Here is a 12,289-nt window from a genome sequence, read left to right on the forward strand (position 1 = left end):
CTGCACAGAATTGCGGCTCTTTTTTGTTGGTACCTGTCCCAATATTATTTTTAGACCTTAAGGGACTACAAAAGCTTATTGATATCACCTTCCAAACCTATAATATTCGGCCAAAGGATGAGCCTGATTTTTCAACATTGAAGAAATGATATCCATTCCGATTACGGAAAATGTAATTCCGTTTCCACCAAACCCCAATATAAAATACGTGCTTTCAAAATCCTTGTGCTTGCCTATATATGGCAGACCGTCCTTGGTCTCCCCAAAAGTCCCCGCCCAAGCGAAGTCGTTTACAAAATCATAGTCCGGTAGGACCTTCTTTAGGTATTTCTCTAGTTTATCGGCCTTTTTCCCAACATTGGCATTTCTTTTATCGGGATCTACGTAATCCTCGTCCTCTCCACCAATCAACAACCGGTTGTCATCGGTGGTTCGCATGTAGATATAGGGCTCGGCAGTGTTCCAGAATAAGGTATCTTCCAACTTCGACTGATCGTCCTCCAAACGTTCCCCTACCATGGCAAAAGTAGAGAGAAGGGTCACGAATTTTTCCTTGATTAACTCAGTGCTTTCAAATCCATTACAGTAGATGAGTTTTTTGGCGTGGATGGTATGGCCGTTCTCGACCCTGACCGTAACGCCATTTCTCTTATATTCCACCTTATCTATATTCGTCTTGTCGAATATTAAAAGCCCTTTTTCATGATTATAGGCTAGAATATCGTGGGCCAAACGAAAGGCATCAATACTTCCACCTTGAGCGGAGAGTATACCGCCATGGGTTTCCTGCAGGCCATACCGTTTCTCGATTTCCTTTGGTTCGAGCCAAGTCACGGGAAACCCATTTTCCTTCCTTGTGTCAAATTCTTTTTTCAGGTCGGCAACATCTTTTTTATAGGCCGCAAAATACAGGGAATTTTTTTTTGTATAACCGCACCCAGACTTTACCTGTTTGGATACCTTCCCAAGAGTATCTATGGAATCGGAGCACGCCCGATAGTTTGCTACAGCCCCTTCCTCTCCAATCTTTTTCATCAACTCAAACAAAGGCACGTCAATTTCATACTGAAGCATGGAGGTAGTGGCCGAAGTACTGCCATGGGCAATTTCGCGTTTGTCAATTAAAACTGTCTTATAGCCATCTTCCATGCATTGATGTGCGATAAGGCAACCGGTAATTCCTCCGCCTATAATTAGAATTTCTGTTTCCACATCCTGACGCAATGAAGGATAGGAATTTAGTATCCCGTTTTTTTCCAACCAAAAGGGCTCGCTAGATCGTAATCGCATATTGGTAATTTTTAAAAACAGACTAAAATTATAGCAATAATCTATACGTTTTTTGTCGATACTCTTTAGGGTCATTTTTAAACTTTTTAGGAGTATTAATAAGTAGTCATTTTTATCGTTGATTTCAGGATTAGCATAGTTTTATATCGTTTTTCAATTTGATACCAAATTTGTTCAATTCACTTAATATCAGTGTAATATGGAAATGACAATCAAGAAATCCCAGGGTATGGGGGCCATACTAGAAGACGGACTTACCACCTTTAGGGTATGGGCTCCGAATGCCGATAAGGTGTTCGTTATAGGGGACTTTAACGAATGGGAAAAGCAGGATCTGGAAATGGAACTGGAAGGGAATGGATACTGGTCGGCGACCACGGATAAGGCAAAAAAAGGGGATGAATATAAGTTCCTTATACATAATGGGGAAATGGCGTTGGAACGCAACGACCCGTACGCATATGAGGTCACCAACAGCAACGGCAACTCTATTGTGCGAGATCTTAATTTCGATTGGGAAGGGGATAATTTTGAACTTCCAGCGTTCAATGAGCTGGTCATCTATGAGCTGCATGTGGGAACATTTAACAGGAAAAATCCAGACGCTGTTGGAACTTTTGGCGATGTCGTACAAAAGCTTCCCTATCTCAAGGAGCTCGGTATCAACTGTATTGAACTTTTGCCGGTATCCGAATTCGCCGGGGGAATATCATGGGGATATAATCCAGCACACCCTTTTGCGATAGAACAGGACTACGGGGGACCAGAAGGTCTTGTAGAACTTGTAAAGGAGGCACACAAAGCGGGAATAGGAATTATCATGGATGTGGTGTACAATCATTTTGGGCCTTCGGACGTAGACCTTTGGCAGTTTGATGGTTGGAGCGAGAACGGCAAGGGGGGTATCTATTTTTATAATGACCATAGAAGTTCTACACCTTGGGGAGATACCCGACCGGATTATGGAAGGCAGGAGGTGCGGCAGTACCTTCGCGATAACGCCTTGATGTGGATAGAGAAATACCATTGCGATGGTTTGAGGCTAGACGCTACTTCCTACATCAGGTTCGAAGGTGGTGGGCTAGGAGAGGACAGGGCGATTGATGAGGGCAACCAGATGATGCGCGAGATCAATACCGAACTTCAACAAAAATATCCAAAGGTCATCACCATTGCAGAAGACCTTAAGGGCCACGAATTTGTAACCGATCCACTAGAAAAAGGAGGAATCGGATATGGTACCCAATGGGACATGAACTTTGTGCATCCTGTCCGTGAAGTTCTCATCGATACCCATGATGATTCCAGGGACCTCCAGAAGATCGTGGACGCATTGGAATTCCGGTATAGCTCAGATGCTTTCAAGAGGGTGGTTTATACAGAATCCCATGACGAGGTGGCCAATGGCAAGGCAAGGATTCCCGAAGAGGTACATCCAGGAGATGCGGAAAGTGAATTTGCAAAAAAACGTGCGATCTTGGGTATTGTACTGACCCTTACCGCCCCGGGGATTCCCATGTTATTTCAAGGACAGGAATTTATAGAGGACGAATATTTTCAGGATACAAAGCCACTTGATTGGAAAAAACAGGAAAATCACCGAGGTATTAACAGATTGGTAGGTGACCTGATTAAACTTCGTACAGGGGATCATGATGGGGGGAACGGGCTTCGTACTCAGGATATCAACATCGTACACCTTAATCAGGAAACTAAGGTCTTGGCCTATATTCGAGGTAAAGGCAGTGAAAACCCAGTACTCATCGTCTTAAATTTCAGTAACCAAGATCGTGGCGGGTATGGAATAGGAATGGATGAAGGAATCGATTGGAAACTGCGTGTCAATAGTGTTGCAAAGGAATACGACAGTGATTTTTCAGAGATTGAGGTCACAAACCCCCAAATCATAGAGGAAGTCACTGATCAAAAGGCGTTTACCGGAAAAATTGACATTCCTGGATACGCTGCTCTCATTTTTACTGTGTAATACCATTTTTGAGTTGCACCACTATGGCAATATTGATTCCGCGGAGGTTTAAAATATGCATTGTGAGTATAAATTAAGAATCTTGCTCAAAACTTATTAAAGGTGTGAAATAGGAATATGGAATACAAGTAAGAACTACTCTAATATTATTTGTAACTTAATTCTATGATTTGGTTAGATCAGAAGAGGGAGCCCAAAGTAGGGGTAGGCGTGATAGTTGTCAACGAAAGTGGTCGGGTACTTGTAGGTAAACGCAGGGGAGGACATGCGCCTTATTATTCCATCCCAGGGGGACATTTGGAGCTTGGGGAGTCATTTGAGTCAGCCGCCATAAGGGAAGTAAAAGAAGAAACTGATCTGACCATTGAAAAGCCAAAGGTCATCGCCGTGACCAATAATCTGGAAACCTTTTCCCTGGAAGGCATACATTACATTTCTGTAATACTGTTGGCCAATTCCTACTCAGGTATTCTTCATTTGATGGAGCCCGATAAATGTGTGGAGTGGCTGTGGGTTGATCCCATTAATTTGCCTACTCCCCATTTTGATGCCAGTAGGATGGGCATTCATTGTTATTTGGAGGGTATCTTTTATATCCCAACCCTGGAAAATGAAAATCAGGAAACCGATTTAGAAGAATAAAAAAAGGAGCCACAATTACATATGGCTCCTTTTTAAATCAAGTTTGATTATTATTTAATCTATACCTTGGCCCGAGATATAAGGGGCACCAAGATTTTGGAGTTCCTTTTCCAGTTGTGGAATGGTGCCATTGGCAATAGGTTTAATCTCCTCCATCAATTGAGAGGCCATAGTAGATGCTGTTTCCAAATTTTCTTGGTGCATTGGGGTAGGGCCGTAGGTTGTGGACAACCCTCTTCTGGCCGTGCCCAAATAGGAATTGATGCTCGGCGGATTTCTTTCCCCTATTTCATCCTTGGATTTGTTGCCTTCCAATTTTTCTTCAAATTCGTAAAGCTGTTGCTTCACATCGTGCAATTTTTTGGTCAGTGCCCCCGGTGCAACATTGGCCTTGGTCAATGCCAGTTGCATGGCCTTTATCTTATCCATACTTTGGTTAAGAATATCTGAAACCATTGAGCTCTTCGTCTGTACATTATTGTAAGTTCTTGTATATGCCTGGTACTCTTCATAAGAGATTCCTTTAAGCGTGCTTTCCCTAAGCGGAACCACTTCAAAACTTTGTGGCCCGTCCAATAAGGTTACAACACCATCAACTTGCTTGGAAAGCGTTGCGGTATAGGTCCCGGGCATCGCCAATGGACCAGTGTTCCATCTCCCACCAGCGTCTTCTGTTTGTCCTGGTCTAATGGGCCTAGTACTTGGGTGTCTTAAATCCCACGCAATCCTATTGATCCCTTTCTTGGAGGTTCCCTCAACATTCCGAATCACATTTCCCGCCTGATCTTTAATAGTTAGCCAGATTTTCGCATCTTCCTGCCTGCGTTCTTCTTCTAAACTATCCCAACCTGCAAAAGGAATATTCAGGTTTTTCTTTTCCAGCTCTTTCTCTGAGTCCTTCCTCGATTTTTCAAGATCTGTAATTTCATTGGCAAGGTGATAGGTGAAAACAGCCCCAAAATCTGGGTTTTTGGCGAAATAGAAATCCGCCCCAGTATTTCCTATCACACTTTTTGGTACATACCAAAGGGCATCCCGTGTAGGGAACAAGGTCCCTTCTTTCTTAATGTTTTCAGGTGTGATTTCCCTTAGAGCACTATAATCGTCCAACACAAAAAAGCCCCTTCCAAAAGAAGCGCCAACCAAATCGTTATGGGTTCTTTGTATGGTGACATCCCTAAATGGGATTGTGGGAGACCCTGGTAGTTTCTGCCAGTTTTTACCAGCGTTCATAGAGGTGTAAATTCCGTTTTCCGTGGCCGCAAATAGCAAATTTTTGTTGACATGATCCTGCACCAATCGCCATACCAAAGTGTTGTCAGGAATATTTCCTTTGATGGACTGCCAAGTTTCACCCTTATTGGTGCTTTTGAACAAATAGGTGGAGAAATCTCCTTCCTTGTGATTGTCCAAAGCAACATACACTGTATTTTCATCGAATAGATCTGCTTTGATATCATTGACGAAAGATCTACTGGGAATTCCTAGATTGGACATGGGAATACGCTTCCAATTTTGTCCCCCGTCAGAACTCACTTGTATAAAACCATCATCCGTACCTGCATAAATTAACCCTTCTTTTAGAGGGGATTCGGCCAAGGAAGTAATAGTGTTGTAGTTAGACATGGCACCAACATCCCAAGGGTTGTCCCAACTCTGCTGCTTGCCCATAATAGGCAGGGTGATACGTTCCTCATTTCTGGTAAGGTCACCGGAGATGGGTGTCCAGCTATTCCCTCTATTCTCCGATTTCCACACTCTGTGAGAGGCAAAATATAATCTCGATGCCTTATGCGGACTTACTAATATAGGGGCATCCCAATTAAAGCGTTCAAAACCCTCTCCAGCTCTGGCCTGTGGCTGAATAAATACTTCTTCACCCGAGTTAAGATCAATTCGGTGCAGGCCACCTTGTTGCGTCTCTGCATAGATGATATTATTGAATTCAGGGTCGGTGGCCGACTGGTGTCCGTCTGCTCCCAATGTCTTGTACCAGTGTCCGTTGTGGATGCCTTCTTCCTCATCTGTTCTAGAAGGTCCTCCGGCAGATCCGTTATCTTGGGTCCCACCAAAAATATGGTAAAAGGGCTTTTGGTCATTTACTGCTACCTTATAGAACTGGGTTAAGGGTAAATTTTTGATATATCGCCATGTTTTGGCATTGTCGAAACTCTCGTAGATGCCAGCATCTGTTCCTACCAATAGATAATCGGGGTCATCGGCCCTGAAGGCTAGAGAATGATTATCTGAATGCTTATCTTCTTCCTGCAGCTGAACAAAGGTCTTTCCTCCATCTCCCGATGTCAGGATACGAACGTTCATTAAATACAGACGGTCAAATTCATGTGGACTCGCATACAATTCCTGATAGTAGTGTGGGCCAGTTCCTCCAGAAACGGTATTCGACATTTTTTTCCACGAAGCTCCACGGTCTTCAGATTTGTAAACGGCGCCTTTTGTTCTGTCCAACTCTATGGCCGCATACAAAACATCGGGCTGTTGGGGCGAAATGGCAATACCTATTTTACCCATATTGGATTTGGGAAGGCCACTGCTCAATTTTTCCCAGGTCTCTCCCCCATCTTCGGACCGGTGTAGTCCTGAATCGGGTCCACCGCCCATTAGGGCAGCAACGGTCCTATGTCGTTGCCATGTTGCGGCGTAAATTCTATCTGGATTTCTTGGATCTAAAATAATATCTGTAACCCCTGTCCATTCATTTCCTTTGAGTACATTATTCCAGGTTTTTCCTCCATCCATTGTTTTGTAAAGGCCACGTTCCCCGCCTTTGCTCCAAAGGGGTCCCTGTGCAGCTACCCATACAATATTAGGATTGGAAGGATGAACGATAATTTCTGAAATATGTTGAGAAGTCTTTAGGCCCATGTTTTCCCAACTGTTCCCTCCATCATTACTTCTGTAAACACCGTCACCGTAGCCTACATGGCGACCACCTACATTTTCCCCTGTGCCCACCCATATGGTAGAAGGGTTATTTGGATCTATCGTTATACAGCCCGTAGAATACGAAGCTTCTTTATCAAATAAAGGAGTCCATGTTGTCCCGGAATTATTAGTTTTCCAAACGCCTCCGGAGCCAACGGCCACATACCAGACATTTTGATCGTTGGGATGAACGGCAATATCCGCTATCCTCCCTGACAAGAATGCCGGACCTACATTCCGTAATTTCATTCCTTCCAAAGAAATTTCATCCGTATTGGTATTCTCCGAAGAACTACGTTTTTTTTGGGCACTTACAATGAAGCCGCAACACAAGAATAAAAGTGTGCTTAGGTGTAAAATTTTTTTCATAAATCGATATTTGAGTTTAAACAATGATATGCTAGCGTAATTTACTTAAAATTTAAATTAGATATTGGATCAAATATTAAAACCCTTTTGAAGGGTTACGATTTCTGTCATTAATTTTAAGGGCTTTGTTTCCCAATTTATAGAAGTAAATACTTGATAAAAATGATATCCTTAAAAATAATTGTCTTTTATAGAGCCAATGGGAAAAGGGTATAGAAATTTGCCCATTAACACAATTAATTGCATCCATTGTTCGAACTTTACCTTTTCAAAGTGTTGATATTTGGCTAGTAGGAGGGAAATAATAGTGGAGTGGGGAAAGACTGATGTGGGTAGGGCCATATTTTTTATGCTGCTTAGCACCTTGGGTTTTACATTTATGAATGTATTTGTAAAATATTTGGTCCATTTCAATGCCTATGAATTGGTTTTTTTCAGGTCCCTGGGTTCTCTATTTTTTACGATGGGCTTCCTCTGGCAGCAGCGAATTCCAATTTTAGGAAATCAAAGAAAACTCTTGGTCCTCCGTGGGTTGGCCGGGGTAACGTCCATGACACTTTTTTTTATGTCCTTGAAATACCTTCCCGTGGGAACCTCAGTTTCCATTAGGTATATCGCCCCAATTTTTGCCGCTCTCTTTGCTGTTGTGCTCTTAAAAGAGCGTATTAAGGGATGGCAATGGATTTTCTTTTTAATGTCCTTTGTCGGGGTTATCGTCCTTAAGGGTTTTGACGGGCAGGTCAGTTTTATTGGACTCTCACTGGCTATGGGAGCGGCCATTGCCAGCGGTCTGGTTTTTATCATCATCAATAAAATAGGACAAGGTGATCATCCCGTGGTCGTCGTAAATTATTTTATGCTGATTGCCACCTTAGTGGGAGGTGTCTTGGCTATTCCCTATTGGGTAACGCCTCAAGGATTTGAATGGCTCTTCTTGCTTTCCTTAGGGGTATTCGGATTTTTTGGACAATTGTATATGACCAAAGCCTTTCAAGGAGCCAAGACCAATCTCGTTGCTCCCTTCAAATACATGGAGGTCTTGTTTACGGGGGTAATTGGATTCTTTTGGTTCGATGAAATATATGGACTGTGGAGTCTTTTGGGGATTTTCTTGATTGTGGGTGGCTTAGTCCTCAATGTATGGTATAAATCGAGACAAGAGCCCTTAGCCTCTTAAGTGATAATACTGCCCAAAAGTATAAGTGATCAGGTCTTTTCGATAGTGACTACAACCGATTTGCTAATGGGGGTATAGCTTTTATCAGCATAATGGTTATAAGGTACCAGAACATTTGTCTCAGGGTAGTAGGAGGCAAGGTTCCCTTCTGGGATGTCGTAGGGAATGACGAGAAATTTGACGGCTTTGCGTTCCTTTTGGTCATAGGTGCTGATGAGGTTCACCACATCCAGTTTGTTCAATTTTAATTTTTCCATATCCCTTGGATTCATAAAAACAACCCGTCTTTCGTTGTGAACCCCTCTATAGCGATCATTAAGGCCATAAATAGTGGTGTTGAATTGGTCATGTGATCTAATGGTCATCAATATAAATTCGCCTGGGGATAGCTTATGCTCGGGAAGGCCACAAACACTGAATTGAGCTTTTTGGTTTGGGAGTTTGCTAAAGTCTAATTGCCTGACATTATTGGGCAAATAAAATCCGCCTCCTTTAGATTTATCGTTCACATCTTTAAACGCTGTCAGGACCATACCCATTTTTTCGCGAAGCAACTCGTAATCCGCACTTAGATTTTTCCAATCTACAGGGTGGTTGCCATTAAAATACGCATTGGCTATACCTCCCACGATTTCAGGCTCGCTTTTCAGGTTATCAGATGCTGGGGGTAGTACGCCTTTGGAGCGGTGTACTTTTCCCATGCTGTTCTCTACGGTAAAGAACCTGGGTTTACCTTCTTTTAGATCCATATCGGACCTGCCTAAGGTTGGGAGCAATAAAGCTGTTTTTCCGGTGACCAAATGGGTGCGGTTCAGTTTGGTGCTAATATTTACGGTAAGATCGCAGTTTTGCAACGCTTCGGCTGTATACTCGGTATCGGATACTGCCGAGGCGAAATTTCCTCCAAGACCAATAAAGACCTTCGCCTTGCCATCGTGCATGGCTTTTACCGCGCGAACCGTATCAAATCCTTCCTTGGTCGGGGCTTTGAATCCAAATGTTTTTTCAATTCCTTGGTTGAGCTCTTCTGAAACAAAATGCATAATGCCAACAGAGCGGTCACCCTGTACATTACTATGCCCCCTTACCGGACAGGTACCTGCCCCAGGTTTTCCCAAACTACCTTTAAGGAGCAAAAGATTGACACATTCCTTGATGTTCTCTACGCCATTTTTGTGTTGGGTAAGACCCATGGCCCAGCAGATGATAATTTTCTTCTTTTCGGCCAAAAGGGCCACAGCTTCATCAATGGCGCTTTCAGAAACCCCGGATAGTTCTAAAAGATCTGATTCTGAATAGTGATTCAAATCTTGTAATAGGGCTTCATATCCCTCGGTATAGGTATTTATAAATTCGTGATCAAAAACGTTTTTGCTTCCCTTGTCCAGCGCAGCCAATTTTTTAAGGATCAATTTTAACAAAGGGACATCCTGATTGATCTTCACCTGTAAATGGATATCTGTAATGGTTTCTCCAGAGCCCAAAACACCTTTTATTTCTTGTGGATTTTTAAAGCGTTTTAAACCAGCTTCTTCAAGGGGATTGATGGTAATTACCTTCCCGCCGTTTACCTTACATTTTTCTAATGCAGAGAGCATACGTGGGTGGTTTGTCCCCGGATTTTGCCCTATGACCATCACTATCTCAGCTTCATAAAAATCTTCTAGTTTTACGGAGCCTTTTCCTATTCCCAAGGTTTCCCCGAGGGCCACTCCACTGGATTCATGGCACATATTGGAACAATCAGGCATATTATTGGTGCCGTATGCGCGTGAAAAAAGGCCATATAAAAAAGCGGCCTCGTTACTGGATCTTCCCGAAGTATAAAAAATAGCTTCATCAGGAGAATCCAAATCCTGTAAATTTTTTGCTATAAGTTCAAAGGATTCATCCCAAGAAATCGGTTCATAATGCACCCTGCCAGGTTTAAGTACCATGGGCTCGGTAAGTCGCCCACTTTTACCAATATGGTAGTCGGACCACAGGGAGAGCTCTTCCACAGAATGCGTTGCAAAGAAAGATTTGTCCACCCTTTTTGTTGTGGCTTCCTCAGATAAAGCTTTGGCTCCATTCTCACAATATTCCCCTAATTTGGAAGGCTTTTCTGGATCTGGCCAGGCACAGCCGGGACAATCAAACCCTTCTTTTTGGTTCATATGGGACAACGTGCTCAATGCCCTATAAATCCCCATTTCCTTAAATGTATGCTCAAGGGTCACTCTAACAGCCTTTAGACCTGCAGCATAAGAAGCAGGCTCCGATAATCTTATGCCCGTAAATTCGGTTGAACCTTGGGTGGAAACATTTCTATTGTGGGAATTTTTCATTTAGGATCTTAATTAAGGGTGCTGTTGAATAGGGCTCTACGCAAGTTATAATTTTAGCATAAGCTTTGGTAGGTCAGAATTGACATTTAACTTATTTTTTGATTTTGAGGATACTCGTGATCCCTCCTTTCTTTATAGCTTTGCCTGCAGAATGTAAAAGTTAACTTTAAGGAAAAGAAGCAGATGGACCTAAGCGAGATCATAAGAAATAGACGTTCTGTAATGCCTGTTCAATACAATACCAAACCAATTGCCAAGGAACAGATCAATATGTTGTTGGAGGTGGCCAATTGGGCCCCAACTCATAAAAAAACAGAACCATGGCGATTTAAAGTATTGCACGGAGAATCTCAAGGAAAATTGGGAGCTTTTCTGGCGGAGAAGTATAAGGAGACGGATCCAAAATTTTCTGCTTTTAAATATAATAAGCTTCAGGAAAACCCGAAAAAAGCAGGAGCCATTATTGCGATCTGCATGCAGCGCGACCCCAATGAAAGTATCCCTGAATGGGAGGAGGTGGCAGCTGTGGCCATGGCAGTTCAGAATATGTGGCTAACAGCTACAGATATGGGAATTGGATCGTATTGGAGCTCCCCTGGATTGATAAAATATATGGATGAATTTTTTGATTTGGAATTGGGAGAAACCTGTTTGGGATTCTTTTATTTGGGAAATTTTGATGGCCCTATTGAAGAGCGGATTCCTGGCCCAATCTCTGAAAAAACGGTATGGATATAATTTTCATCAAAGTATTTAAAAGTTTGCTAATTTCGCGGCGTTTAAAAATTAATATATAGCTCTATGGAATGTCCCAATGGCTATAGAAAAAAGGAATTTCCAATAAATCATATATCTGAACGAATAAGTAAAAAATCATGCCTTTTGTATACATCATTAAATCGATAAAAGACGATAGTTTTTATATCGGTAAAACATTTGATTTGGAACAGCGCATAATGTACCATAATACAGTAGAGCTCAATGAAGGGACCAGTAAATCGGGTATTCCTTGGGAATATTATTTCACCATGGAAGTGAAAAGTTATTTCTTGGCAGGGAAATTGGAAAAGCACCTTAAGGAGGTCTATAGTGAGCAATACTGCTCGGATTTGGTAAAATATCCGGAGATAAGTCAAAAACTTATCGAAAAGTATTCCTAAATTTGCAGCTCCAAAAACAGCCTCATAGTTCAACGGATAGTCCCGATAGCTATCGGGAAGAGTTTCCTCCCCGATTTATTTTCACTAATAAATACAATGGATACATGCCCTTTGTATATATCATAAAGTCAACCAAAACTAATGCCTTTTATATCGGCAAGACTTATGATCTTGAGCAAAGATTAATATATCATAACAACCTAGAGCTTAATAATGGGGCCAGTAAAGCCGGTATTCCTTGGAAATATTTTTTCACGTTGGAGGTGGCCACTTATAGGTTGGCGGGTAAATTGGAAATGCACATAAAGCGAATGAAGAGTAGGGAGTACTGTAAGAATTTGGTAAAATATCCGGAGATAAGTCAAAAACTTATCGAAAAGTATTCCTAAAT

The 12,289-nt window shown here is 42.2% G+C and carries 9 protein-coding genes; 6 read left to right on the forward strand and 3 right to left on the reverse strand.

Features of this window, described 5'->3' with window-relative positions:
• Positions 1-84: 84 nt before the first annotated feature.
• Positions 85-1,365: an NAD(P)/FAD-dependent oxidoreductase gene (locus ABXZ32_RS06230; protein WP_354617805.1), complete on the reverse strand. Its 1,281-nt coding sequence runs from the start codon at positions 1,363-1,365 to the stop codon at positions 85-87.
• Between the two features lie 124 nt (positions 1,366-1,489).
• Between ABXZ32_RS06230 and ABXZ32_RS06235 the strand changes: the two genes are divergently transcribed.
• Both ABXZ32_RS06235 and ABXZ32_RS06240 read left to right on the forward strand, forming a co-directional pair.
• Positions 1,490-3,277 (forward strand): alpha-amylase family glycosyl hydrolase, encoded by a 1,788-nt coding sequence (locus ABXZ32_RS06235; RefSeq protein WP_354617806.1) that lies wholly within the window; start codon positions 1,490-1,492, stop codon positions 3,275-3,277.
• A gap of 165 nt (positions 3,278-3,442) precedes the next feature.
• The gene (locus ABXZ32_RS06240; protein ID WP_354617807.1) at positions 3,443-3,919 is read left to right on the forward strand and encodes a nucleotide triphosphate diphosphatase NUDT15; all 477 of its coding nucleotides are present in this window, start codon (positions 3,443-3,445) and stop codon (positions 3,917-3,919) included.
• 54 nt (positions 3,920-3,973) lie between these two features.
• Here the strand turns inward: ABXZ32_RS06240 and ABXZ32_RS06245 are convergent, their stop codons facing one another.
• Positions 3,974-7,234 carry a VPS10 domain-containing protein gene (locus tag ABXZ32_RS06245; protein ID WP_354617808.1) on the reverse strand — a complete coding sequence of 1,087 codons (3,261 nt, stop codon included), beginning with the start codon at positions 7,232-7,234 and terminating at the stop codon, positions 3,974-3,976.
• 283 nt (positions 7,235-7,517) lie between these two features.
• Between ABXZ32_RS06245 and ABXZ32_RS06250 the strand changes: the two genes are divergently transcribed.
• Positions 7,518-8,411, forward strand: coding sequence for a DMT family transporter (locus ABXZ32_RS06250; RefSeq protein ID WP_354617809.1), 894 nt, complete (start codon positions 7,518-7,520; stop codon positions 8,409-8,411).
• Positions 8,412-8,440: 29 nt separating this feature from the next.
• Here ABXZ32_RS06250 and ABXZ32_RS06255 read toward each other — a convergent pair whose 3' ends face one another.
• Positions 8,441-10,738, reverse strand: coding sequence for an FdhF/YdeP family oxidoreductase (locus tag ABXZ32_RS06255; protein ID WP_354617810.1), 2,298 nt, complete (start codon positions 10,736-10,738; stop codon positions 8,441-8,443).
• 183 nt (positions 10,739-10,921) lie between these two features.
• Here ABXZ32_RS06255 and ABXZ32_RS06260 point away from each other — a divergent pair, with 183 nt between their 5' ends.
• The 3 genes from ABXZ32_RS06260 (at position 10,922) to ABXZ32_RS06270 (ending at position 12,287) form a co-directional block, all read left to right on the forward strand.
• Positions 10,922-11,476, forward strand: coding sequence for a nitroreductase family protein (locus tag ABXZ32_RS06260; protein WP_354617811.1), 555 nt, complete (start codon positions 10,922-10,924; stop codon positions 11,474-11,476).
• 137 nt (positions 11,477-11,613) lie between these two features.
• Positions 11,614-11,898, forward strand: coding sequence for a GIY-YIG nuclease family protein (locus tag ABXZ32_RS06265; RefSeq protein ID WP_354617812.1), 285 nt, complete (start codon positions 11,614-11,616; stop codon positions 11,896-11,898).
• Positions 11,899-11,900: 2 nt separating this feature from the next.
• Positions 11,901-12,287, forward strand: coding sequence for a GIY-YIG nuclease family protein (locus ABXZ32_RS06270; protein ID WP_354617813.1), 387 nt, complete (start codon positions 11,901-11,903; stop codon positions 12,285-12,287).
• Positions 12,288-12,289: the final 2 nt, after the last annotated feature.

The sequence above is a fragment of the Sediminicola luteus genome (genome assembly GCF_040566555.1).
Taxonomy (GTDB): domain Bacteria; phylum Bacteroidota; class Bacteroidia; order Flavobacteriales; family Flavobacteriaceae; genus Sediminicola.